The 24368-nt window shown below is 58.2% G+C and carries 19 protein-coding genes and 1 riboswitch; of the genes, 5 read left to right on the top strand and 14 right to left on the bottom strand.

Annotated elements, in window-relative coordinates:
• Positions 1-64: 64 nt before the first annotated feature.
• The 6 genes from ahpC to B2590_RS02255 all read right to left on the bottom strand — a co-directional run bounded on the left by ahpC (position 65) and on the right by B2590_RS02255 (position 6047).
• Complete coding sequence (ahpC, locus tag B2590_RS02280) at positions 65-628, bottom strand: alkyl hydroperoxide reductase subunit C (protein ID WP_007153032.1); 564 nt, start codon at positions 626-628, stop codon at positions 65-67.
• A 147-nt stretch (positions 629-775) separates the two neighbouring features.
• Positions 776-1882, bottom strand: a complete 1107-nt coding sequence (locus B2590_RS02275) for a histone deacetylase family protein (RefSeq protein WP_036211650.1) — start codon at positions 1880-1882, stop codon at positions 776-778.
• 66 nt (positions 1883-1948) lie between these two features.
• Entirely contained in the window at positions 1949-2686 is a 738-nt protein-coding gene (locus tag B2590_RS02270; RefSeq protein WP_286810741.1) for an NAD(P)H-dependent oxidoreductase, read from the bottom strand.
• Between the two features lie 156 nt (positions 2687-2842).
• Positions 2843-4732, bottom strand: coding sequence for a monovalent cation:proton antiporter-2 (CPA2) family protein (locus B2590_RS02265; protein WP_036211655.1), 1890 nt, complete (start codon positions 4730-4732; stop codon positions 2843-2845).
• 101 nt (positions 4733-4833) lie between these two features.
• On the bottom strand, positions 4834-5559 hold the full coding sequence (locus B2590_RS02260; RefSeq protein ID WP_286810738.1) for a hypothetical protein: 726 nt from the start codon (positions 5557-5559) through the stop codon (positions 4834-4836).
• Positions 5556-6047 (bottom strand): RNA polymerase sigma factor, encoded by a 492-nt coding sequence (locus tag B2590_RS02255; RefSeq protein ID WP_041332886.1) that lies wholly within the window; start codon positions 6045-6047, stop codon positions 5556-5558. Before B2590_RS02255 ends, B2590_RS02260 begins: the two co-directional genes overlap by 4 nt.
• Positions 6048-6174: 127 nt before the next feature.
• On the opposite strand from B2590_RS02255, the gene B2590_RS02250 reads away from it, so the two are divergent.
• Positions 6175-7509 (top strand): S8 family serine peptidase, encoded by a 1335-nt coding sequence (locus tag B2590_RS02250; RefSeq protein ID WP_278366658.1) that lies wholly within the window; start codon positions 6175-6177, stop codon positions 7507-7509.
• 10 nt (positions 7510-7519) lie between these two features.
• Here the strand turns inward: B2590_RS02250 and B2590_RS02245 are convergent, their stop codons facing one another.
• From B2590_RS02245 to B2590_RS02235, 3 genes are all read right to left on the bottom strand, one after another.
• Positions 7520-8488 (bottom strand): surface lipoprotein assembly modifier, encoded by a 969-nt coding sequence (locus B2590_RS02245; protein ID WP_036211659.1) that lies wholly within the window; start codon positions 8486-8488, stop codon positions 7520-7522.
• Positions 8489-8557: 69 nt separating this feature from the next.
• Entirely contained in the window at positions 8558-9070 is a 513-nt protein-coding gene (locus B2590_RS02240) for a hypothetical protein (protein ID WP_091644436.1), read from the bottom strand.
• An 88-nt stretch (positions 9071-9158) separates the two neighbouring features.
• A complete protein-coding gene (locus B2590_RS02235) occupies positions 9159-10031 on the bottom strand; it encodes a sterol desaturase family protein (RefSeq protein WP_085678273.1) in 873 nt (290 codons plus the stop codon).
• Between the two features lie 91 nt (positions 10032-10122).
• Between B2590_RS02235 and B2590_RS02230 the strand changes: the two genes are divergently transcribed.
• On the top strand, positions 10123-11025 hold the full coding sequence (locus tag B2590_RS02230; protein ID WP_136633731.1) for a LysR family transcriptional regulator: 903 nt from the start codon (positions 10123-10125) through the stop codon (positions 11023-11025).
• Here B2590_RS02230 and B2590_RS02225 read toward each other — a convergent pair.
• The gene (locus tag B2590_RS02225; RefSeq protein ID WP_075196428.1) at positions 11015-11959 is read right to left on the bottom strand and encodes a LysR family transcriptional regulator; all 945 of its coding nucleotides are present in this window, start codon (positions 11957-11959) and stop codon (positions 11015-11017) included. The genes B2590_RS02230 and B2590_RS02225 overlap by 11 nt on opposite strands.
• 188 nt (positions 11960-12147) lie before the next feature.
• On the opposite strand from B2590_RS02225, the gene B2590_RS02220 reads away from it, so the two are divergent.
• Positions 12148-13659 carry a CoA-acylating methylmalonate-semialdehyde dehydrogenase gene (locus tag B2590_RS02220; RefSeq protein ID WP_136633729.1) on the top strand — a complete coding sequence of 504 codons (1512 nt, stop codon included), beginning with the start codon at positions 12148-12150 and terminating at the stop codon, positions 13657-13659.
• Between the two features lie 27 nt (positions 13660-13686).
• On the top strand, positions 13687-15354 hold the full coding sequence (locus B2590_RS02215) for a GMC family oxidoreductase (RefSeq protein WP_278366661.1): 1668 nt from the start codon (positions 13687-13689) through the stop codon (positions 15352-15354).
• 38 nt (positions 15355-15392) lie between these two features.
• Here B2590_RS02215 and B2590_RS02210 read toward each other — a convergent pair whose 3' ends face one another.
• Together B2590_RS02210 and B2590_RS02205 are read right to left on the bottom strand one after the other, a co-directional pair.
• The gene (locus B2590_RS02210) at positions 15393-16451 is read right to left on the bottom strand and encodes a ribonucleotide-diphosphate reductase subunit beta (RefSeq protein WP_278366662.1); all 1059 of its coding nucleotides are present in this window, start codon (positions 16449-16451) and stop codon (positions 15393-15395) included.
• A 34-nt stretch (positions 16452-16485) separates the two neighbouring features.
• Positions 16486-19251: a ribonucleoside-diphosphate reductase subunit alpha gene (locus tag B2590_RS02205; protein WP_278366663.1), complete on the bottom strand. Its 2766-nt coding sequence runs from the start codon at positions 19249-19251 to the stop codon at positions 16486-16488.
• Between the two features lie 110 nt (positions 19252-19361).
• Positions 19362-19555, bottom strand: a riboswitch (cobalamin riboswitch).
• Positions 19556-19680: 125 nt separating this feature from the next.
• On the opposite strand from B2590_RS02205, the gene B2590_RS02200 reads away from it, so the two are divergent.
• Positions 19681-20415, top strand: a complete 735-nt coding sequence (locus B2590_RS02200; RefSeq protein ID WP_414673258.1) for a DUF3047 domain-containing protein — start codon at positions 19681-19683, stop codon at positions 20413-20415.
• Here the strand turns inward: B2590_RS02200 and nhaB are convergent.
• Positions 20402-21907 carry a sodium/proton antiporter NhaB gene (gene nhaB, locus B2590_RS02195; RefSeq protein ID WP_036211681.1) on the bottom strand — a complete coding sequence of 502 codons (1506 nt, stop codon included), beginning with the start codon at positions 21905-21907 and terminating at the stop codon, positions 20402-20404. The genes B2590_RS02200 and nhaB overlap by 14 nt on opposite strands.
• 253 nt (positions 21908-22160) lie before the next feature.
• Positions 22161-24263 (bottom strand): TonB-dependent siderophore receptor, encoded by a 2103-nt coding sequence (locus B2590_RS02190; RefSeq protein ID WP_036211684.1) that lies wholly within the window; start codon positions 24261-24263, stop codon positions 22161-22163.
• Positions 24264-24368 lie beyond the last annotated feature (105 nt).

Genomic DNA, 24368 nt, shown 5'->3' with positions numbered 1-24368 from the left:
GGGTTTGTCAGCAATCTGAGGCCCGCAGAGCGGGCCTTTTACAGGTTTCACTGTTACCGAAACCTTAGATCTTGCCAACCAGGTCCAGTGACGGAGTCAGAGTCGCTTCGCCTTCTTTCCACTTGGCCGGGCAAACTTCGCCGGGGTTGTTACGAACGTACTGAGCCGCTTTTACCTTGCGCAGCAGGTCGTCAGCGTCACGGCCGATACCTTCGGCAGTGATTTCCATGGCCTGGATAACACCATCCGGGTCGATCAGGAAAGTAGCGCGGTCTGCCAGGCCCTGGCCCTCACGCATCACACCAAAGTTGTTGGTGATGGTGCCGGTCTGGTCGCCTACCATGAAGTAGTTGATCTTGCCGATAGTCTCGGAGCTGCTGTGCCACGCCTTGTGGGTAAAGTGCGTATCGGTGGATACGGAGAATACTTCCACACCCAGCTTCTGCAGCTCTTCATACTTGTCGGCAACGTCGCCCAGCTCGGTCGGGCATACAAAAGTGAAGTCGGCCGGGTAGAAGAAGAAGACAGACCACTTCCCTTTTACGTCGGCTTCAGAAATTTCAACGAACTCGCCGCCTTTAAAGGCGGTGGCGTTGAACGGTTTAATTTCGCTGTTAATCATACCCATAGTAGATATCTCCCGTTGGTTGAGTTTAGGCATTGGCTAACTTGAGTTGGCTAAAGTATTGATTTGATCAAAAACATTCAAATTGATTGTTTTTAGCCGTTCGATAGGAAACCGCTATTTTATTTTTGGGAAGGCTGCAGAGAAGGACTAATCCGTGTTATCGGGCTCGAAGGCGCCCTTATGAAAATCGATGGCAGTGTCCACTTCTTCCATGCCGCAGACCCTTGGTTCCGCCAACGTGCCACCGGCCAGTGCCCGAAGCACTGCGTGCACGCCATGAGACAATGATTCGGTATTGTAACCGCCCTCCAGCACCATGACCAGCCGGCCGTTACAGTGCTTGTCCGCAATTTCCTGCACAATGCCCGTCATGGCTGAGAAGCCTTCGTAGGACACATTGAGCGCCAGGTCGTACCAATGGGCATCAAAGCCGGCGGAAACCAGTACCAGGTCCGGTTTGAAGTAGTCTGCGGCGGGTACCAGTATCTCCCGCAGCGCTTTCAGGTAAGCGACATCGCCCGCGCCACCGGGCATGGGCACGTTAATGGTGGTGCCCTCGCCCAGGCCGGCGCCTACGTCGGTTAACGCGCCACTGCCTGGGTAAAATGGTGCGGCCCGGTGAATATCAAAAAACATGGTGTCCGGATCCGCCCAGAAGATGTCCTGGGTACCATTGCCATGGTGGGCGTCCCAGTCGACGATCAATACCCGTTCACAGCCCAGCTCCGCCTGCGCGTGTGCAGCCGCAACGGCAACATTATTGAAGAGGCAGAACCCCCTTGCGCGTACTGGCTCAGCATGGTGACCAGGCGGCCTGACCATTGCGAAGGCGCTGTTCGTTCGGCCCTCAACCACCGCTTCCACGGCTGCGATGGCCGTGCCTGCAGCGACTTCGGCAGCTTCAACACTGCCCGGTGAAACGGCTGTGGTATCCACATCCAGCCACGCACTTTCGTCCCGCAATGAGAATATGTCGTCCAGGAACGAAGTCGTATGAACCCGGCTCAACTGATCCGGCGTTGCCGCCTTACCAGGCTCGATCCGGACACCGGGAATGGGATCACGGGCAAGCAAGTCCATGATCGCGGTAATACGGCCTGGATGCTCGGGGTACTTCCACTGCACATTGAGGCCTGAAAGAATGGAACGTACCCGTTTGTCCAGGCGGCCGGGCAGGAAATCCATGTTGGTATCGGGGTGATGGGCCAATACCCGTTCATCGTAAAAGACCGTGACGTCCCGTTGTTGTGCCAAGGCGATGCTCTCCTCTGCCGGGCCTTAGCTCAAGCATAGTCTTCTCAGGGCAAATCACAACGTTGCTCACAACCGCCAACGCGTCGGATTTGAGTGTTTGAGCACTCCGGCATCGTCCCAGTCATTCCAGCCAGTAAAGGGAATTGGCGCGTCCTGTTCAATCCCCGACAACCGGTGCGCCCACTGGTCTTTCAGTGCCTCCAGATGGTCCCGGAACGCGCCTTCCTCCTGATAGCGGATGCCGCCACCCTGCACCCCATAGCTTATGTGCGGTGCCAGCACGTCATAGCCCACGTAATACAGTGAAGAATGAACCGGCCACAGCCATTCCACCATATTGCCGGCGCGGCCAAATGGCATGAACGCCTGCTCCGGCGAACCTGTGGTCACGGAACACATCGCCTGTTTACCGCGAAAATAGCCACGATCATAGCGCATGCTTCCCGAGTAAAGTCCGCCATAGACCAACACACGATCAAACCAGCCCTTCAATATGGCGGGTTGAGAATGCCACCATAGCGGAAACTGGAAAATCACCAGATCGGCCCAATTCAGCCTGGCTATCTCACGCTGCACGTCTTGAGGTAATGCATTGGCATCATAGTGAGCCCGCTGCTCCGTCAGCGGAGCAAAATAGCACTCATCCTGACGCTTGCCATACCACGACGAACGCTCCACCGGATCAAAACCTTCCCCATAGAGATCGTCTATTTCTACCTCGTGCCCCGCCAGATTCAGGGTTTCCGTAGCCACATCCACCAAACCCCCACTGAATGACCGCCTTTCCGGGTGGGCCAGTACAATCAGTACCTTAATGTCTGAATTCTCCTTCGTGTTTCGGTGAATTCAGACTAACCTGTCCGATTACGGACATGTATTCCAAATATTTGAGAATATTGTTTGCATAAAAGAACAAGGGGTGAAGCAATGGCAAGACGAGTCACGCTCCCCAGGCGCGTTTCACTCATCCGTTTTGGGAGGTGACCACAAGGGCACCTCCTCACGGCTGGGCGGTTCCCAGTCCTGCTGCATCACGTCACTCAGGGTGTCCTCCAGCTTCATGAACAGCTCACCATAACGGGGGCTAAAGCGGATACCCTCTTCGATTTCCTTCCAGGCGTCGAACAGTTCGTCCTCGTGGGACTTCTCATTATTGATAAATGCCCAGGTCATCTGCCGCGACCGCAATGGGTGAACGCCAAATGCGGTCAGTGCATGGCCACCCAGCTCCACCGCAGAATGGTAGGTTTCGCTCACGACGTCGTCAGCGCCGGCCTGGCGCAACTGATATCCATGGCCCCGATCGAACGCCCGTGCCAGTACCCAGACGCCGGGGTAGTGTTGTTTGACATGGTGCACCAGGGCCACGGCTCTATCCCGGTCGTCAATCGCAACCACGAGCAAGCGCGCGTGGGCGATGCCCGCCGTTTCCAGTAACCCCGTATGGCTGGCGTCACCGAAATAGCTTTTGATGTTGATACGTCGCAGGTTTTCGATCTGATCCAGGGCCAGATCCAGCGCGACAATGGGAATCTTGTTGGCGCGCAACAACCGGCACACAATCTGGCCAAATCGTCCAACCCCGGCCACGATCACTGGCGCCTGCTCCTCGATCACATCGGCTTCCCGCTGCTCATTGCGGGCTTCACGATACCGCGGCAAGATCAGCCGGTCGTAGGCAATAAACAACAGCGGCGTCAGGAACATGGACAGCGCCACCACCAATCCCAGAAGCTGGGCGATGTCCGCGGGGATCACACTGTTCTGCATGCTGTAGGTCAGCAGCACGAAGCCGAATTCGCCGGCCTGGGCCAGCCCGAGGGTGAACAGCCAGCCATCACGGCCCCGCAGCCCGAATAACAAGGCCAGGAGCAGCAGAATTGCTGCCTTGACCAGGATAACCGCCAGCGCCAATGTGATTACTGTGCCCCATTGCGCCGCCAGCACCTCAAAGTTGATACCGGCACCCACCGTGATGAAAAACAATCCGAGCAGTAGCCCTTTGAAGGGCTCAATGTTGGCCACGAGTTCGTGACGGAACTCGCTGTTGGCCAGCACCACACCGGCGAGGAAGGCCCCGAGCGCCGGCGACAGATTGACGATGCTCATCAGCGCGGCGATACCGATCACCAGCATTAACGCGGTGGCCGTAAAAACCTCCCGCATACCGGACTGAACCACGTAACGAAACAGGGGCCGGCTCAGGTAATGACCGCCGACGATCACCGTAGTCACAGAGCCGATCACCACCAGGGCGTGAGCCCAGCCTGGCAGATGCGCCACCAGGCTGAAACCGCCCTGGTGCCCGGGGTCCGTCGCCCCAACGCCCGCCAGTTCGGATATCGCCAGCAGGGGAATCACCGCCAGCATGGGAATGACCGCAATATCCTGGAACAACAGCACCGAGAAAGCGCCCCGGCCCCCCTCGGTTTTGCTAAGTCCTTTCTCGTTCAGGGTCTGCAGCACAATGGCGGTGGAAGACAACGAGAAGATAAGGCCAACGGCGACGGTGGTCTGCCATTGCAGCCCCATCCACCAGGCAATCGCCATTCCGGCAGCGGAGGTGAGCACCACTTGCAGGCCGCCCAGGCCCAGCAAACGAATCCGCATGGCCCAGAGGGATTTCGGGTCCAGCTCCATGCCCACCAGAAACAGCATCATGACCACACCAAACTCGGCAAAATGCTGAATGGTTGCGGTTTCCTGGCCCACCAGCCCCGTCACCGGCCCGATGACGACACCCGCCACCAGATACCCCAATACCGACCCCAAACCCAGGCGCTTCGCCAATGGCACCGCGACAACAGCGGCGGTCAGATAGATAAACGCCTGGATAAAGTATTCGGTCATTGCAGCCCCATCAGGTCAGCGAAGGATAAACACCTTGATACTAGCTGGATTCCCCCGTGTTGCCATCCACCGGAACCGCAAACCGCTGGGACGCAGGACTGTTAATTACGCCTCCACTGCTGTTCAAGCAACGCACGCTCCTGGTTCGGCCCAACGGGGGGCGTGGCCATCATCCGGTCCAGTTCCTCGTCAAGCACACTGCCACCGCTCGCTGTCTGGTATACATCAGGTGCCAGGGAAGGCTCTGCTTCGGCAGTGGCCACCTGTTCCCAGGAACCCTCGCCAGTGCGACAGGCAATTTGCTCCGACGCGGACGTTTGCGTCTCCAGGCGGAACTGGCGGCACCATTGGCCGGCCTGGCTTTGGAACGTCAGTCTCGGCGTCAAGCTTACCTGGTCATTAACCTGGTAAACTTCGCCACTGGGCTGGCTATCCAGAACGTTCGCCACCGCGGGCGACATCGGATCGCCGTCCGTTGCTACCGTCAGCCATTGCGTCAGCGCCACCCCCGCGATGATAGCGGCGGCGATCGCTTTACCCGTGTGGCCGGGCAGCCTGCGCCACCACGGAAAGGTGACCACATTGTCCTGCGCGGGCGCAGCACTCCGGGAGGTCTTTTCCTCCAGCATTTGGGTAATCGAAGCCGACATGGGACGGTCATCAATCGAGCCGTAATGCGCCTGTAGTTCGGCATCCACGGACGCCATCTCGGCCAGTCGATCTGCCAGCGTTGGATCCTTCTCAATCTGGTCCCGAACCGCTTCCATCTCCGCGTCGGTCAGTTCGTTATCGAGGAAAGCCGACAGGGTTTCATCAGTCATCTTCATGAATCGGTCCTCATGGTTACAGGCGCCAGGGCCTCGCTTAATGCCGCCCTGGCTCGGGCCAGCCGGCTCATCACCGTACCCTTGGGCACTTCCAGAATCTCAGCCACGATTTTGTAGGGCATGCCCTGGATTGCCACCAGGGAGATAATCTGCCGTTGGTCCTGTGGCAGTCTTGCCATCGCAGCGTCCACTCGGTGCCATTCGATCTCTTTGGTGGTCTGGTGTTCGCCATTGATCACCTGGCCATCCGTCAACTCCGGATGTTCCGCGGCATCCCGCCGAACCTTACGCGCGCGACACTCGTCTATCCAGACGTTACGGCAAACCCGGAATGCCCACTTGGTAAGGTCGGCGTCGTCCGGCATGTCCCGGGTCAACAAACGCTCCACCGTATTCTGTAGCAGGTCGTCGGCGTCTGACAGGGAGCCGGTCAACGAGTAGGCGAATCGTCGGAGCCTTGGTAATAGTTCGGTGATTTCCTCTTTCATAGCCTTCCATTTCCAAAGGTGTTATCGGTAAAACGGTCGTGAAACCGATTTATTCCATGAACGAAGGAATTTTTTTTCCGCCGGGCCGTTGTATCGTATGACACACATCTTTAATCGGACGGGCACGATGAAACCTTTTCTCTTGAGACACTTGTTCCCTGCAATCGCTCTTTGCACGCTTTCCGCACCGGCCTTGTCCATCGGTGTCGGTGACGTAACCAGCGGCCAGATAGATCCGATAACCCGCCAGGTTGAACAGAAGACACAGCGCATGGTGGAGCAGGCCATGGACCGTCGCCTTGAGAAGCAGATCAACACACAGGCCACAGAACTCATGGAACAGCTCGAAGCGTTACCGTCAGTCCTTCCCATTCTCACGCGTCAGGGACAGAAAGCGTTCAATGATATCCAACTGGACGACGGTTTCCGTGCCGTGGAAGGTCAGTGGCTGGTGACCGGTACCGCTGCGGAACTCGCCCGCCTTGACCAGCCGGGGATCACAGTTCTCGAACGCCGAGAGCTGACCGGCCTGGGTATGACCGTGGTGCGGTTCCGGGTCACTGCCGAGCTGGATTCCCATAATGCCCTACAGGACGCCCTACCAGAACTCGCGGATCGGCTGGACCGCAACCATATCTATGCTCCGCAAACGGGTGCGAAAGAGCCCCTGTCAGAGACCAAAGTGCCACAGTGGCGTAGCCTCTGCACCGCCCCGGTTCGCGTTGGAATGGTGGATACGTCGATTGCCACAGACCATCGGGTATTTGAAAGTGCACAGGTTGTGCAGGAGCGTTTTCTGGCATTGGCGGAAGTGGACGGAACACTGACTGAGCCGGCAACTCACGGCACGGCCGTCGCCAGCCTGCTGGTGGGAAACCGGCCTGGGCAATGGCCTGCCCGGCTGCCGCAGGCTACGATCTTCAATGCCTCGGTGTTCTATGACCGGGATCGCACCCTCTCAGGCGCCACACTTGGTCATTTACTGGAAGGCCTGAACTGGCTGGCCGGTCAGGATTTGTCGGTTATCAACATCAGCCTGACCGGCCCGGACAACCAGCTTCTCGCTGCGGCGGTGAGCCGCCTCAGGGAGCGCGGCGTGCTGATGGTTGCGGCGGTAGGCAATCAAGGGCCCTCTGCCCCGCCATTATATCCGGCCGCCTACACAGAAGTGATCGGTGTGACGGCGGCTGATAGTTCCGGGAAGCTCTACCGCTGGGCCAATCGGGGTGAACAGGTGATGTTTGCCAGCAACGGCGTCACCGTTCCGGTAGCACACCCTGATGCCGGCATGGTTGCAGACAGCGGCACCTCGCTGGCGTCGCCAGTGGTTGCCGCTGCACTGGCCTGCCAACGTAATGAACTTTCGGAAGACAAGGCCATTGGTGCCCTGATCAATGCAGCGAAGGATCTTGGCCGTCCTGGCCGAGACACCGAATTCGGTCACGGCTTTCTGGATTTCTGACTGTCGGGTTTCAGAAATCCGCCCTGAGCGTCACCCCCGCCACCGTCTTGTCGTAATCCGCAGAATCCACGTTCGAGGTGTACTGGCCCCAGGAAACACTGGGCTCAACACTAAACACCTCGTTGAGTCCAATCCGCCAGCTGGCCTCCAGAATACGGGCTTTGTCCGCCCGCTCATTGCTTGAGCGTTCGGTAAGGTCACCGGTCAGAGGGTCCGTCAGAACCGGGCTGGTACTGGTGACGGTCACCTCTTCATACTCCCTGTCCTCGTAACGCCAGCCAAACCGCAGGCGGTTTTCCTCGCCGGCCAGGATAAACCGATGCACCAACGCTACCCGAACGCGAAGCAGGTCATTGTCGTAGGCTTTCGCCTCCGCATCTTCGCGATCACCGTCAAGGCCGAGTAGAAAGTGGCTCTGGGCCTGGTTGAAAAAGAAGAACGCATCCAGACTGGCGCCTTTTATCTCGGCATCCCGCGCATCACTGTCATCAAATTCCTTGCGCTTGTCCTGCAGGCTGCCACGCAGATAAACGTCCTCCGCGAGCAGGCTGCCCAGATAGACACTGGCACGCCGGAAATCGAGGAACGGGTCTGACCCCAGGGTTGCGTGGGAATAGTAGTAACTGGTGCCAACGGTGACCGGGTCGAAGTCATAACTGACATCGGCCGACAGCAGGTGAATGTCCTGATCGAATTCATCAAGGTTCTGGTACCGTCTGCCCGAGAGCGAATAGCCGAGCGTCACGTTTAACCGCTCGGTGGGTTTCAGGATGCCTTCCAGACCGGCGTCGAAAACCCAGGCCTGATCGCTCTCATCGGCGGACGTGTTCAGTTCATCCACGGTCACGTTGCTGTCGTGCTCGTAACCGCCTTCAAGATATCCGTTCGCTGACGCTTTCTCCTGCGCCTGAACCATTAATACCGGTGACGCCAGGCCAATGGCCAGGGGCAAGGTCAAAATACGTTGAATCAACTGCATGTCTGCTCCTTTCACTTGGGCGTCCAAAAGAAAGCCGGGCCCTATGGCCCGGCGAGTCTGGAGGAGTGGTTATAGCAGGCCGCCACTGCCGGACCCTTTCACGGTCCCCTTGACGGTGTTCTGCACTTCACTCCGGACGCTCTCAGATACAGACGTTCCGATCTGCTGATTGGTTTCAGCGCGAATTTCAGCATTTCGGGTCTCGTTCATGCGCTCTTGCGCCTGTTCGCGCTTCTCACCAGCTTCATCGCGAGCCGTGTCCGCTGTAGCATCGGCGGTTGCTCGCACCTTCTGGCCGGTTTCAACGCCAGCGCTGACCGCCTGATCGGCCCTTCCGCGGGCTTCTTCACTGGCCGCCTGGCGTTGGTCGGCAGCTTCGTCTCGAGCGGCTTCGCCGTTGACACTGCCCTCTGCGCTTGCAGAGGCACCACCATTCGCGGAAACACCGTTGCGGGTGCTGGCTTCCGCACTCATGTTGGTTTCAGCCTGCGCGTTTGCATTGGCCGCGCCAGACCCTTCTGCGGCGAAAACGCCGGTGGAAAGAATGGAACAGATTGCGAGTGTCAGTACATGCTTTTTCATGGTTACGTCCTCCTGATTTACCCGTTTCGGGTGGCTTTCATCAGGGAGACGGCTGAGCCTGGCGTTTATTCCAAAAAAAAATCACCGCCTATGTTTTTGGCACATAGGGTCGAACATCCCAGCAGAAATAGCGTTTCAATGCACTGTTCGCCTCATGGTCTTTCTGGCGCCAGCCATAGACCTTGGGTTTGCTGGTTTCAATGGCGAGTGTGCCAAACACCAGCCAATCGTAGATCGCCAGCGTGGAGGTCACATTCTTGGCTGAATTGGGCCCGCGGGCGTGATGATGGTGGTGCTGAGTGGGAAAGACCAGAATATGCGCCAGTGCCCACATGGTCTTGCGAACCCAGGCCCAGCGGTGGTTGTGGAAATACAGGTCATAATTCCAGTTCACATGAGTATGGGCCGCCCATAGTCCCTTGAAGGCGGTGGCAATCAGGAACACCTCTACCAGCCCCAGATAAAGACACAGCAACTGGAAGGTGTAGTTGGGCATGATCAGCCACCAGGCCCAGCCATTGACGAAGGTCTGCGTTACCGTCAATTGGCCCTTGTTGTCCTGGCCGCCCGACATGTGGTGCGGGCGGTGGCTCATCTTGTAAAACGCCTGAACCCATTGCAGAACACGGTTATTGGGTCGGCGCCGGTGGGCAAACAGGTGGAAACTGCCGTGGATAAACTCTTCCACGCAGAAAAACACGATCAACGTGGGCCAGAAATACGCCTGTTCGAGCCAGGCCAGTGAACCGGCGCTGCCAGGAATCAGCGTTGACAGACCCAGCGTCAGCAACAGCAACACCAACGGCCTTTGCACCGCCACCATCATGAACGTGGCAAGAAATGCCATGCGCCAGTCCTGCGTGTTCTTGCGACCTTCACGGGTACGGCCGCTGACTACCTCCCAAAGGGCGGTAACCACAATAAAAGCCGTAACCAGCATCGTCAGTTTTTGGTCGTCCATTATTGTTCTCCGAGACGAGGGTTTGTACGTCTTCTGACGCTACTGGGGAGAGCTATATCTTTCTATTCAATATTTGGTATAAGTATTATCCATGAAACTGAATTTACGAAGCGTCGACCTCAACCTGCTGCCGGTATTCGATGCCATTATGGAAGCCGGGCAACTCTCCCGTGCCGCAGACACCCTGGGCATGAGCCAGCCCGCCATCAGTGCCGCATTGCAGCGCCTGCGTCATACCCTGGATGATCCCCTGTTTGTGCGTACCCATCAGGGCATGGTGCCGACACCCCGCGCCCGTGAGCTGCACAGAAGCCTCAGCCAGCAACTCGGCGCCATGCGCGACACACTGGACCCGGCCAATCGCTTTGTGCCCGGCACCAGCCAGCGACGCTTTCGCGTGCTCAGCAACGACTATTTCGAAATGGTGGTGTTACCAACGTTACTGACACGCCTGAGAAGCGAGGCGCCCAATGTGGTGGTGGAGGTCGCCCTGGCCGGCGATGACATGCCCCAGAGGCTGTATACCGCCGAAGCGGATCTTGCCGTGGATGCCTTTGCAACAGAGAACGATCGACTACGGCGGCAAGTGCTTCTCGCGGAGAGGCTTGCGGTGGTGGCACGACAGGACCACCCAGACCTGCAGGGCGATTGCAGCAAACAGCAGTTTCTGGACGCCGAACACGTCGTACTGCCGGATCGGAACCGGCGCTTGCCCCTGGACCAGATCCTCAACGAACCGGGTTGGCAGCGGCGAACCGGGGCCCGGGTCACCCAGTTCGCCAGTATGCTGGCCACCTGCAGCCGCTCCGACATGATTGCCACGGTGCCCGAACGTCTGGCCCAGCAGTACGCCCGGGCATTCGGGCTGAAGACCCTGCCGTTTCCGGTAGAGGTACCCTCGTTGCCGGTCTACCTGCTGTGGGCACCGGTGATGGACAATGACCCGGCCCATATTTGGTTCCGCCAGCGTCTGATGGAAAGTGTCACGGGCTAATGGGCCGGTTTTCACGATCGATGTCATCAAGAGTCTCAAACAACCACACACCAGCAAGAGCCTCCAGCGCCTCTGCAATCACCAGCTCTTCCTCCCGGTCCTTGCGCCAGATAAAACTCAGGGCACAGGGGATACGCACGCCTTCCACAACGACCAGCCCCCGTTCCTGTCGCTCTGCCATCGCCAGGGCATCCCGGGCCAGGCTGAGCCCGACGCCCGCCCTGACCAGGTCCAGCATGCAGGCTTCCTGGTCGACCTGTGCAACGCCATTTGGAACCAATCCATGAGGCTCCATTGCGTCAGCCAATAACCGATTGTGCACTGAATCCGGCGGTGTCACGATCCAGGGCAGCCCGGCGAGGCTCGACCAGCGACTGTCCGCCACCCGTGACGCCCATCCCGCCGGTGCAATAACGTGATAGTCAAACCGGGTCAGCTCTCTGTACATTAATTCTGGCGATGACTGTCCAGCGCCCAGACCTGGCGGGGCAAGAAAAAAACCAACGTCCAGGCTGCCATTACGGACCTGTTCCAGAACCCGGCCACTCATTCCCTGATGCAGCTCGGTTTCAAGTTGGGGCGCGCGAGCCACCAATTGGTGTAGAAACGACCCCAGACGGATAAATTCGGGGTCCACGATGGTGCCAATCTTAAGGCGTCCGCGAACAGTGCTGTGCAATGCCTGGGCGCTTTGCTCAAATGCAGCTATCCCCGCCAACGCCTTTTCGGCCACCGGCAACAGGTTGTGACCATCAGCACTCAGCACCAAACCCTGCGGCTTACGCCGAAAAAGCCTGAGGCCAAGATCATCCTGTAACTGTTTCAGCTTCAGGCTCACGGCCGGCTGTGTCAGATGCAGTCGCTCGGCAGCCCTGGAAACACTCCCCTCACGAGCCACAGACACAAAGGCACGTAATCCCTGCAAGTGTTGCATAGCCGTCTTTCCCTCCTGAGCTCCAATATAAGCATTACTTATATCATGATTTAAAATAACTCAATTGCTTCGGTACCTGACCGACCGTAAATTAACTGTTCAATTCTTATCCAGCGGCGACGAATGCCCCGAATAAAGGCATCCAGAACCCTTACAAAAAACTGAATCAAAAACAGGAAAAGACAACCATGAGCAATCCAACGATCCAGCATTATATCAATGGGCGAATTTCAGAAGGCAGCTCCGGCCAAACTCAGGACGTATTCAATCCCGCTACCGGCAAGGTCTCAGGCCAGACCGCTCTTGCCAACCGCGATGATGTTGATCAGGCCGTGGCCGCTGCGTCTGCTGCCTTCCCAAGCTGGGCGGACACCCCGCCGATTCGTCGCGCACGTGTCATGTTCAGGTTTCTGGAACTGCTTAACCAGCACAAAGACGAACTGGCCGAAGCGATTACTCGCGAACATGGCAAGGTCTTTACCGACGCTCAGGGGGAAGTTGCCCGGGGGATTGATATCGTGGAGTTTGCCTGCGGTATTCCCCAGCTTCTCAAAGGCGACTATACCGAACAGGTCAGTACCGGTATCGATAACTGGACGACCCGCCAGCCCCTGGGCGTGGTCGCTGGTATTACGCCGTTTAACTTCCCGGTGATGGTGCCCATGTGGATGTTCCCGGTGGCAATCGCTGCCGGCAATACCTTTGTGCTCAAGCCCAGCCCGATCGACCCCAGTGCGTCTCTGATGCTCGCTGATTTGCTCAAACAGGCTGGCCTGCCCGACGGCGTGTTCAATGTGGTGCAGGGTGACAAGGGTGCGGTGGAAGCGCTCATTGAGCACCCGGACGTCATGGCGCTGAGTTTTGTCGGCTCCACTCCGATTGCCAATCTGATCTATGAAAATGGCGCCCGTCACGGCAAGCGCATTCAGGCCCTCGGCGGCGCCAAGAACCACATGGTGGTTATGCCCGATGCCGATCTGGACAAAGCCGTGGATGCGCTCATTGGCGCGGGTTACGGCAGTGCCGGCGAACGTTGCATGGCCATCAGCGTGGCGGTTTTGGTCGGTGATGTCGCTGACAAACTCATCCCCAGGCTGGCCGAGCGGGCACGCAGCCTGAAGGTCAGGAACGGCATGGACCTGGACGCCGAAATGGGTCCGATTGTCAGTGCCAGCGCTCACCAGCGCATTACCGGTTATATTGATAAAGGTGTGGCTGAAGGCGCTGAACTGGTGGTCGACGGCCGCGACTTCGATGCAGCGTCAACGGGTGAAGGCTGCGGCGAAGGTTTCTGGATGGGTGGTACGCTGTTCGATCATGTCACTCCGGAGATGACAATTTACCGGGAAGAGATCTTCGGCCCGGTGCTGGCCTGCGTGCGGGTTCCCGATGTTGCGACCGCCATCCGTCTGATCAATGATCATGAATTCGGCAACGGTGTCAGCTGTTTCACCGAGAGCGGCAGCGTCGCCCGTGAATTTGGCCGTCGCATTCAGATTGGCATGGTCGGTATCAACGTGCCCATTCCGGTTCCCATGGCCTGGCACGGATTCGGTGGCTGGAAACGCTCAATGTTTGGCGACACCCATGCCTACGGTGAAGAGGGCGTTAAATTCTATACTCGGCAGAAATCCATTATGCAGCGCTGGTCAGACTCCATCGATGCCGGTGCCGAGTTTGTGATGCCAACCGCCAAGTAACACGCAAACCAGTCCTGGAGACAGACCATGTCCAATAACAACAATGCACACGGGCAGCACGAGTTTGATTACATCGTCGTCGGGGCCGGCTCTGCCGGCTGCCTGCTGGCTAACCGTCTGAGTGCCGACCCGGCCAACCGGGTGCTGCTGATCGAGGCGGGCGGTCGTGACAATTACCACTGGATCCATATTCCAGTGGGCTACCTTTATTGCATCGACAATCCGCGCACAGACTGGCGCTTTCGCACCGAGCCGGACCCCGGCCTGAATGGTCGATCACTGATCTACCCCAGGGGGAAAACCCTGGGTGGCTGCTCCAGCATCAATGGCATGCTCTACATTCGTGGCCAGGCCCGGGATTACAATCACTGGGCCGATGTTACCGGAGAGCAGGCGTGGTCATGGGATAACTGCCTGCCCGACTTTATGCGTCATGAAGATCACTACCGGTTGGACGAAGAAGGCGACGCCGATCCGGAACACGGGAATTACCACGGCCACGGCGGTGAGTGGCGGATCGAGCATCAGCGGCTGAAATGGACCGTTCTGGAGGATTTTGCCAGCGCCTGCGTTCAGGCTGGCATTCCCCGGACCCGGGACTTCAACCGCGGCGACAACGAAGGCGTTGACTACTTCGAAGTCAATCAGCGCTCCGGCTGGCGCTGGAGCACCTCGAAGGCGTTCCTGCGGCCGGCCAAGACGCGCCCTAACCTGACACTGTGGCATTCCACCCATGTCATGGCGCTGGACATGGCGGCCGGTGAAATGCCCCGATGCACCGGCGTGCGCGTGGAGCGACCGGGAGAGGGGGAAATCACCGCCCACGCACGCCGCGAAGTCATCCTCTCAGCCGGCGCTATCGGATCCCCTCAGTTGCTGCAGTTGTCGGGCATTGGCCCGGCGGATCTGCTTCGGGAGCACGATATCCCGGTTGTTGCCGACTTACCCGGCGTCGGCGAGAATCTTCAGGATCACCTGCAGATTCGATCGGTCTACAAGGTTCGGGGCGCGAAGACCCTGAACACCATGGCCAACTCACTGATTGGCAAGGCACGAATTGGGCTGGAGTATCTGCTTACCCGCTCCGGCCCCATGAGCATGGCCCCCTCCCAACTCTGTCTGTTTACCCGCAGTTCCGAAGAATATGAGCACGCCAACATCCAGTACCACGTTCAGCCATTGAGTCTGGAGGCATTTGGCCAGCCTTTGCATGACTTTCCAGCTATTACCGCCAGCGTTTGTAACCTCAACCCGACGAGCCGCGGTACCGTGCGTATTCGTAGCCGGGACTCCAGAATCAAGCCCGCCATTGCCCCCAACTACCTGAACACCGAGGAAGACCGCAAGGTCGCAGCGGATTCCCTTCGGGTAACGCGCCGCATTGCAGAGCAACAGGCATTGGCCAAGTATGAGCCGGAAGAATTCAAGCCGGGCCTTCAGTACCAGACCGATGAGGAACTTACCAGGCTGGCGGGAGACATTGGCACCACGATTTTTCACCCGGTGGGAACCACCCGCATGGGGCGGGCAGACGACGACATGGCAGTCGTCGACCCTCACCTCAGAGTTCGTGGCGTCTCCGGCCTGCGCGTGGTGGATGCCGGTGTCATGCCGACCATCACCAGTGGTAACACCAACTCCCCCACACTGATGATTGCGGAGAAAGCGGCGGGCTGGATTCTGAACGGCACGTAAGTGCCGGCCAGCCCGCCGGAATGAAGGTCAGTACGTTGCTACCACTCCAGCTGCGCGCCGGTCTGATACTCGATGACCCGAGTTTCGAAAAAGTTCTTCTCTTTGCGCAGGGTGGCCTGCTCGTCCAGCCAGGGTGAGACGTTCTTCGCGCCCGGGAACGGTTCGTCCAGGCCAACGGTTCTGGCCCGGCGATTGGCCACAAAACGGAACTGCTCGCTGTGGTACTCGGCGGAATAGCCCAGGATCGGGTCCCGCAGGATGTAGTTGGCGTAGGCGGTTTCAGCGACTTCGGACTCGTCCCACATATCGCGCACGGCTTTGGGGTCCAGCGTGATGTTTTCCTCTTCCAGGATCTGGTTCACCACTTTCAGCCCGAACGAGAAGTGCATGGCTTCGTCCCGCAGGATGTACTGCAGTTGCTCACCGGTGCCCCGCATCAGGCCCCGACGCTGCAGGGCGAAGATGGGGCTGAAACCGTTGTAGAACCAGGCACCCTCAAAGACCGCTGCGAAGAACAGGTAGGACATAATGAACTCCTGCAGGTCGTCCTTGTTGCGCAGGTTCATGTCAGAGCGCATGGCGGCATCCAGCCGGCGGTTGGCCATCTGGATCTTGCCGTTGATCGCGGAGACCACCCGATAGCGATTGTAGATCTCGCTCTGGTCCAGGTTGAGGGTTTCAATGCAGTGCTGGTAGGCCCAGGTGTGCATGGCTTCCTCGTACACCTGCCGCGCTTGGTAAATCTGCAATTCCGGGGCACTCATCTTCTCCATCACCGCCAGGCCGATGTTGCGCATCGCCAGGATGTCGGAGGTGGTGAGGTAGGCCAGCACGTTCTCATACACGTGCTTTTCCGGCGCAGACAGGCGGTGGTGGTAGTCGTGAACGTCCTGAGCCATGTTCACGTCCAGCGGCGTCCAGTGGTTCTTGTTGGCATTCATGAAGTATTCCCAGGCCCAGGGGTACTTGAAGGGTGCCAGCTGATTGATGTCGGTTTCGCCGTTGATAACGCGCTTGTCATCGACATTGACCGGGGCCGGACCCTCCTGGGTAGCCGGGCGGGTTTGGGTGTTTGGTTCGTCGTCCCAGTTGAGCATCTTTTAACCTCTAGAATCTTGGTGGCGGTCGGGTTTACTGACAGGCTTCGCAGTCCGGCTCATCAATGCTGCATACCTGTGGTTGCGGTGCTGCTACCGGCGCGGTTTTCTCGGCACCCGTGGCCCCCAGCGAGCGCAGGTAATAGGTGGTTTTCAGTCCACGTTCCCAGGCCAGCTGATACAACTCATCCAGCTTTTTGCCGCTGGGTTCCGCCATGTAAAGGTTCAGGCTCTGGGCCTGGTCCAGCCATTTCTGGCGCCTGGCCGCCGCCTCCACCAGCCAGCGGGCATCGATCTCAAAGGCGGTGGCGTAGCGGGCCTTCAGTTCTGCCGGAATACGATCAATCTGCTGCACGCTGCCATCGAAGTACTTGAGATCGTTCACCATCACGTTGTCCCACAGACCCTCTGCTTTCAGGTCACGAACCAGAGATGGATTAACCACCGTGAACTCGCCGGAGAGATTCGATTTCACGAACAGGTTCTGGTACGCCGGTTCGATGGATTGGGAGACACCGACGATGTTGGAGATGGTCGCCGTTGGCGCAATGGCCATCACATTGCTGTTACGCATGCCATTGCGGGCGATGAGTTCCCGCACGGCCGTCCAGTCCAGGCGGCTGCTGGTATTCAGGCTCAGGTCACCGTCCTGACGGGCCTCTTTCAACAGGTTGATGGAGTCAATGGGCAGAATACCCTGATGCCACAATGAGCCTTCATAGGTCTCGTAGGCACCGCGTTCACCGGCCAGCGCAGCCGAGGCCCGGATCGCGAAATAACTGATCTGCTCCATCGCCACATCGGCAAACTCCACCGCTTCCGCGCTGGTGTAGGGCAGATTGAGTCGATACAACGCATCCTGAAAGCCCATCAGGCCGAGACCAACGGGCCGATGCTTGAAATTGGAACTCTTCGCCTGGGGCACTGCGTAGTAATTGATGTCGACCACGTTATCGAGCATGCGGACCGCGATACTGACCGTGCGTTCGAGGCGCTGGACATCCAGCTCACCGTTGTGGACATGGGCCGCCAGGTTGATGGACCCCAGATTGCACACGGCGATCTCATCCGCACTGGTGTTCAGGGTGATTTCGGTACACAGGTTGGAGCTGTGCACCACGCCCCGATGCTGCTGCGGTGAGCGCAGGTTGCAGGGGTCCTTGAAGGTAATCCAGGGGTGCCCGGTCTCGAACAGCACGGTCAGCATCTTGCGCCAGAGCAGTTTGGCGGACACCGTCTTGAACAGAGTAATCTCGCCCCTGGCCGCCATCGCCTCGTATTCCTGGTACCGCTCCCGGAATGCGTTGCCATAGAGGTCATGCAGGTCCGGAGCGTCGTTTGGCGAGAACAGGGTCCAGTCCTGATCACTGCGCATGCGTTCGATCAGCAGGTCCGGTACCCAGTTGGCGGTGTTCATGTCGTGGGTACGACGACGCTCATCGCCGGTGTTCTTGCGTAGCTCCAGGAACTCCTCAATATCCAGGTGCCAGCTTTCCAGGTAAGCGCACACGGCGCCCTTGCGCTTGCCGCCCTGATTCACCGCCACCGCCGTGTCGTTCACCACTTTCAGGAATGGCACCACACCCTGGCTGCTGCCGTTGGTACCCTTGATGTGGGAGCCCAAAGCCCTGACTGGCGTCCAGTCGTTACCCAGGCCGCCGGCCCACTTGGACAGCATGGCGTTGTCGCGGATGGCACCATAGATACCCTCCAGATCATCCTGAACGGTGGTGAGGTAGCAGGATGAAAGCTGGGAATGTCGGGTACCACTGTTGAACAGGGTTGGCGTGGAGGCCATGTAGTCGAAGGATGACAACAGGTCGTAGAACTCAATGGCCCGGGCATTGGGGTCATCTTCCTGCAACGCCAGGCCCATGGACACGCGCATGAAGAAAACCTGGGGCAACTCCAGCCGGTCACCTTTCCAGTTGAGGAAATAGCGGTCGTAGAGGGTCTGCAGGCCGAGGAACCCAAACTGGTGGTCCCGCTCCGGCTTGAGGGCAGCACCCAGGCGTTCCAGGTCGAACGCCGCCATGGCGTCGTCCAGCAGCTCGTAGTGGATGCCCTGCTCAATGAAGGTGCTCAGGGCCTGCGGGTATATTTCCGCCAGCGGCAAACTTAGGGGCAGGCTCAAGGCGGCCGCGGTTTCCAGCCTGAGTTGTTCCAGCAGCAGACGAGCGGTTACGGCACTGTAGTCCGGTTCCTGCTCGATGCGGCCGCGGGCGGTCATGATCAGCGCAGACAGCACCTCCTCCTCAGCGATACCGTCGTACAGGTTCCGCAGCGCCCCTTCCACCAGGGACTCGCCATCGATGCCCTCCAATCCCTGGCTGGCACGCTCCACCTGGACTTTCATCAGCCCCAGATCCAGCGGTGCGGCCTCACCGTTGGCTTTTTTCACCGTAAGCGTGGGATGCGCCTCCACCGGCGCCAGGCTGGCCCGCTCCTGGGCATGAGCCTCCCGGTAGAGTACATAGGCGCGGGCCACTTTCTGCTCCTCCGCCCGCATCAGCGCCAGTTCCACTTGGTCCTGGATATCTTCAATGTGCACCTTGCCGCCGGCTTTCAAGCGTCGGCTGATGGCCTGCATGACCTGATGGGTAACCTGTTCCACGGAATCGTGGATACGGGCCGAGCCCGCTGCTTCATCGCCTTCGACGGCAAGAAACGCTTTGGTCACGGCAACACTGATTTTGCTGGCGTCGAATCCAACCAGGGCGCCATTACGTTTAATAACCTGTAGGGAGGCAGTGCTGGTTGAGGCAGATTGGCCGGACTCGGCCAGGGTGGCAGTGGACATGTCGGTTCTCCTGAGTACGCGTTTATGCCAAGACCTTCGCGTACGCAGGGGCGAGCATTGCTCTGAACAGAGACAACGCAAAACCGGTCTGCTCACCTTGATACGCGAAGGTGCAGTTGTATTCCCTGGCAGGTCTTCGGACTCAGGGGCGTGAACCTGTTGGCTCGGCCTTGCGTGGCGACTTCCCGGCATTCGCCAGTGTCTTTATGCCACGCTCGTTCCCCAATACCGCTGCGCGTCAGTTCCGGAGTCTCACCGGATTCCCGGTACCACGATCATCGTGACGAGGGCGATCTGTGATTGATCAGCCTTTGATCACTATATCTGGTACTAAGCCAAGGATATAAACACTATATAGACTAAGATAAATCGCAACAAGGCACTTTTTCGACGGTTACCGGTCAGTAAACGAACCCATAGGAGCATCCCATGACACCGCTACCGAGATACCTGACGGCCGCCCTCGCCCTTTCGTTGATGGCCGCTTCGGCCCAGGCTGACAGCACGGAAAACTCGCTGATCACCGCGTTTTCGACCATAACGTCCCTGGAAGATGGCTGGGAACCGATGGAGTTTCCGAAGATAGACCGCCACAGTCGCTATCAGTTGACGGACGACAACGGCGAGCAGGTGGTCAAGGCCACCACGGACAACAGCGCCTCCGGGCTGATAGCCAGGGTGTCCGTCGAACCCGGGGATTCACTGATCCTGCGCTGGCGGTGGAAAGTGTCGAACGTCTATGAGCAGGGAAACGCCCGTAAAAAGGAGGGCGATGACTACCCTGCGCGAATCTACGTGGCCTTTGAGTTCGAGCCGGACGAAGCCGGCTTTTTCGAGCGCGCCAAACGCAAGACCGTGGAAGTGGTGTTCGGGGAGGAACTGCCGGGCAATGCGCTGAACTACATCTGGGCCAACCGGCTGCCGGTTGGCGAAATCATTGCCAACCCGTTCACCGATACCACGATGATGGTAGCAGTGAACTCCGGGACGGCGAACACAGGCGAATGGGTCACGGTGGAGCGGGATATCGTTGCGGACTACCGCAAGGCCTTTGGCCGAGAGCCGCCGAAGCTGGTGGGCGTCGCCATCATGTCGGATTCCGACAACACCGGAGCATCTGCCACCGCCTGGTATAGCGATGTCAGCTTGGTCAAACCAGATTGATGACGCAAAACAGACCTACCGCGCCCATCACGATGGTATAGGGAAACGCCATCACAACCATCCGCCCGTAGGACAATCGCACCAGCGGAGCGATTGCAGACGTCAGCAGGAACAGAAACGCGGCCTGGCCGTTGGGGGTAGCCACACTGGGCAGGTTGGTGCCGGTATTGATGGCGATGGCCAGCTCCTGGAAATGCTCGTAGTCGATACTGCCGGCGTCCAGCGCCTGTTTGATTTCACTGATATAAACGGTGGCTACAAACACATTGTCGCTGATCATCGACAACAGCCCGTTGGCAATAAAGAACATGCCCGGCTGCTGGTCCTGAGGCAGGCTGAGCACAAAATCGATGATCGGCTTGAACAGGTGTTGCTCGTGAATCACCGCGACGATGGCGAAAAACACCACCAACAACGAGGTAAATGGCAGCGACTCCTGGAAGGCCTTGCCGATCTGGTGCTCATCGGTAACACCAGTGAACGAGGTGATCAGGATAATCACCAGAAGGCCGATCAATCCTACCTCTGCCAGGTGAAACGCCAGCCCAACAACCAGCACCAGGGCCGCCATTGCCTGCACCCACAGGGCAGCCTGGTCGGCTTTCGTGCGCTTGGTGCGCTCGTTGTCGGCGAACTCTTCCAGTACCTGGCGGACAGGCTTGGGCAGGCGAGCGCCATACCCAAACCAGCGCAGTTTTTCCAGCAGCCAGCAGGTGGTCAGGCCGGCCACCAGCACCGGCAGGCTCACCGGCGCCATACGCAGGAAGAAACTGACAAAGTCCCACCCTACTACCTTGGCGATCAGCAGGTTCTGGGGTTCGCCCACCATGGTGGACACTCCCCCCAAGGCCGTTCCAATGGCGCCGTGCATCAGCAGGCTACGCAGAAAGGCCCGGAACTTGTCCAGGTCTTCCCGGTGCAACTCAATCACGTGTTCGTCGCTGTTGGCGTTGTGATCAGAGTGATGATAACCCTTGCCGGAGGCTACCTTGTGGTACACCGAGTAAAAACCGACAGCGACACTGATGATGACTGCGGTGACGGTAAGCGCGTCCAGGAACGCAGATAGAACGGCCGCAGCAGCACAGAACAGCAGTGACAACGCGGACTTTGACCGCACACCCACCAGGATCTGGGTAAACGTCACCAGCAGCAGCTCTTTCATGAAGTAGATGCCAGCCACCATGAACATCAGCAGCAGGATGACCGGGAAGTTCACCAACACCTCGTGGTACACCGCATCCGCTGACGTCATACCCACTAACAGGGCTTCAATCGCCAGCAACCCGCCCGGTAACAGTGGATAACACTTCAGCGCCATGGCCAGAGTAAAAATAAACTCCCCCACCAACGCCCAACCGGCCACGGCCGGGCCAAGGGTCCAGACAATCAGCGGGTTGGCAATCAGGAATAGAAGAATGACCTGTTTGTACCAGGCGGGTGCATTACCCAGGAAGTTGTGGGTAAAGCCGGAGAGAACGGTTGTGGGCATTGCGGGAATCTTCTGAGTAAACGGTTTGTTGGAATTGTGTGGCAGAAGGCCCGCATCTTCCTTGATATTTGTGTAACCGGTAATCCCCCAAAGGTACAGGGTGAGTGCCTATTTGGTCTTACATGAAACAAGGAAGAGTGGCCGGACGACCACTCAAAAGAGTTTCGTAATATTACTTAAAAACAGAGCCAGAATCGACTCTGTTTTCAGCACTCAGGGTTTATTATGACCGTTATCACTTCCCGCTTACGTGTCAGAACCGGTAAGAAACCGACGCCGTAACGTTACGTTCTGCCCCGAAGTAACAGAAGTCCAGACTGTTGTAGCAGGACGCCACGTATTCCTTGTCCAGCAGATTGTTCACGTTCAGCCGGGTAGAAACGCCTTCCAGGCCGAGCTCGCTGAAATCGTAGCCCAGTGCCAGATCCACCAGGGTGTAGTCCGGCACCTTTTTGGTGTTGGCATCATCGGCGTAGATGTCTGCGTTGTGACGGACACCCAATCCCGCGTTTGCCCCATTAAGGACTCCCTGCGTGAACCGGTAACCGGCCCACAGGGTCAGCTGGTGTTCCGGCACCTGGCTGGCGGCATTGCCCTCGCGATAGGCCTCGGACTTCTCAAAGGTGACGTCCGTGAACGCATATCCGGCCTGGACATTCAGGTTCTCCGTCAGCTGCGCCTTGGCTTCCAGCTCCACACCCTGGGACTCAATCTCACCAATACTGCGGTAGAAGGACTCCTGTGGCTGCTTGGTGGCCAGATTCTCCTGGTTGATGCGGAACAGAGAGAGCGTATACAGGTCCGTGGTTCCCACCGGCTGGTACCTAAGCCCGGTTTCTATCTGCTTGCCTTCTCTCGGGGCCAGCAGGTCGCCGTTCTCGTCGGTATAGGCGCTGGGCGAAAACGACGTGGAGTGGGACACGTAGGGTGCAATGCCGTTGTCGAACAGGTAGAGCAGCCCGGCACGGCCACTGAACTGGGTTTCGTCCAGCTCTGTCACTACACCGGTGTCACGATTGGTGTTCTCGATCTCCACCCAGTCGTAACGGCCACCCAACGTCAACCGCCAGCCACCGGTGGCCAGCTGGTCCTGCAGATAGACCCCGGTCTGTTTCTGCTTACGGAGATTGCGTTGCGGGGGGTATAGGGCAGAGGGATCGGCCCCGTACTCAGGATTGAAGGCATCGATGGCCGGAAAGGCGCCCGACGGCCAGACCACGTCGTTCTCACGCTGCTGATAGTCCACCCCCACCAATACGGTGTGATCCACCGCGCCAGTCGTCAATTCCCCCTGAATCTGGTTATCAACGGTGAGTGCCTGCAGATCCTCATCGCCACCGGAGTAGTAGCGGTTAAGCTCAGTGGCCGAGGCCCAGCCGTAGGCATAAACCTGTTTCAACTCAACGTCCGAATCCAGGTAACGGGCTTTCTGCAAGGCGGACCAGTTACGGTTGATTCGATGCTCCAGATCGTATCCCACCATGGTCATGTCGCGCCGGAAAAGGTCGTAGTCCGGTTCGCCCTCAAAAAAGGTGTTGTCGATTTTCTGGCCGTCGCGGGACTCCACCGTGCCCTCGTACGGCAAACCGCTGTGGTAGCCACCTTCCGGATCACGTTGAAGGTAGGCCAGCAGAGTCACGCTGGTCTCGTCGGTCATGTCCCAGGTCAGCGACGGGGCAATGGCGCGACGGTCCAGTTCCACGTGGTCCTGTTGCGCGTCAGCAGCGGAAGCAATGCCGGTCACACGATAGGCAACCCGTTGCTCATCATCCACCGAACCGGTGACATCAAAGGCAAAGCTGCGCTGGGCGTTGTTGCCGAGCGAGACACGGATTTCACCCCCATCCCGGAACTCCGGACGCTTGCTGGTGAGGGCAACAATCCCACCAGGGGAGCCCTGGCCGTAGAGAACGGAGGTCGGGCCTTTAACAATCTCAATACGCTCAAGAAACCAGGGATCAATGGCAAAGGAGCTGTAGGAGCCACCGTCGTTCATCACCCGCAGGCCATCCAGATAGGTGTTATTGATACTGCCATCGGAAAAACCGCGGAGAATCAGATAATCGTAGCGGTTGGAAGACCCCACCTGGTTCGTACCCACACCCGGGGTATAGCTGGCGGCGCGCTGCACCGTACGGGCGCCTTTTTCTTCCCAGTCTTCGCGGCTGACAACAGATACTGATTGCGGGGTTTCAATCACCGGGGTATCGGTTTTCGTGGCGCTGCGGGTCGCTGTTACGTTTAGCGCATCCAGCATTTTCGGTTCGCCCTGTTCCTGGGCAACGGCTAATGGCGCGCCGGTGACACCGACAAGGGCCATGGCAACCGCAAATGACAAACGGGAATGTCGGAACATGAAAACCTCACTTGGGTCTAACGATAATGTAATGCGAATTATTCGCTTTTAGATCCAGCATTAGATATGCCAAGTGACAGAATTTATATGCGGAATGATAAATAC

Origin of the sequence: Marinobacter sp. UBA3604, assembly GCF_002375325.1 — a bacterium.
Lineage (GTDB): Bacteria > Pseudomonadota > Gammaproteobacteria > Pseudomonadales > Oleiphilaceae > Marinobacter > Marinobacter salarius.
This window is presented reverse-complemented; position numbering and strand designations above follow the sequence as displayed.

Excerpts from the sequence above, each read along its gene's own strand:
- ahpC (WP_007153032.1), bottom strand. The coding sequence starts at position 628 with ATGGGTATGATTAACAGCGAAATTAAACCGTTCAACGCCACCGCCTTT.
- B2590_RS02265 (WP_036211655.1), bottom strand. The coding sequence starts at position 4,732 with ATGACCGAATACTTTATCCAGGCGTTTATCTATCTGACCGCCGCTGTT.
- B2590_RS02260 (WP_286810738.1), bottom strand. The coding sequence starts at position 5,559 with ATGAAGATGACTGATGAAACCCTGTCGGCTTTCCTCGATAACGAACTG.
- B2590_RS02255 (WP_041332886.1), bottom strand. The coding sequence starts at position 6,047 with ATGAAAGAGGAAATCACCGAACTATTACCAAGGCTCCGACGATTCGCC.
- B2590_RS02250 (WP_278366658.1), top strand. The coding sequence starts at position 6,175 with ATGAAACCTTTTCTCTTGAGACACTTGTTCCCTGCAATCGCTCTTTGC.
- B2590_RS02245 (WP_036211659.1), bottom strand. The coding sequence starts at position 8,488 with ATGCAGTTGATTCAACGTATTTTGACCTTGCCCCTGGCCATTGGCCTG.
- B2590_RS02240 (WP_091644436.1), bottom strand. The coding sequence starts at position 9,070 with ATGAAAAAGCATGTACTGACACTCGCAATCTGTTCCATTCTTTCCACC.
- B2590_RS02235 (WP_085678273.1), bottom strand. The coding sequence starts at position 10,031 with ATGGACGACCAAAAACTGACGATGCTGGTTACGGCTTTTATTGTGGTT.
- B2590_RS02230 (WP_136633731.1), top strand. The coding sequence starts at position 10,123 with ATGAAACTGAATTTACGAAGCGTCGACCTCAACCTGCTGCCGGTATTC.
- B2590_RS02225 (WP_075196428.1), bottom strand. The coding sequence starts at position 11,959 with ATGCAACACTTGCAGGGATTACGTGCCTTTGTGTCTGTGGCTCGTGAG.
- B2590_RS02220 (WP_136633729.1), top strand. The coding sequence starts at position 12,148 with ATGAGCAATCCAACGATCCAGCATTATATCAATGGGCGAATTTCAGAA.
- B2590_RS02215 (WP_278366661.1), top strand. The coding sequence starts at position 13,687 with ATGTCCAATAACAACAATGCACACGGGCAGCACGAGTTTGATTACATC.
- B2590_RS02210 (WP_278366662.1), bottom strand. The coding sequence starts at position 16,451 with ATGCTCAACTGGGACGACGAACCAAACACCCAAACCCGCCCGGCTACC.
- B2590_RS02205 (WP_278366663.1), bottom strand. The coding sequence starts at position 19,251 with ATGTCCACTGCCACCCTGGCCGAGTCCGGCCAATCTGCCTCAACCAGC.
- B2590_RS02200 (WP_414673258.1), top strand. The coding sequence starts at position 19,681 with ATGACACCGCTACCGAGATACCTGACGGCCGCCCTCGCCCTTTCGTTG.
- nhaB (WP_036211681.1), bottom strand. The coding sequence starts at position 21,907 with ATGCCCACAACCGTTCTCTCCGGCTTTACCCACAACTTCCTGGGTAAT.
- B2590_RS02190 (WP_036211684.1), bottom strand. The coding sequence starts at position 24,263 with ATGTTCCGACATTCCCGTTTGTCATTTGCGGTTGCCATGGCCCTTGTC.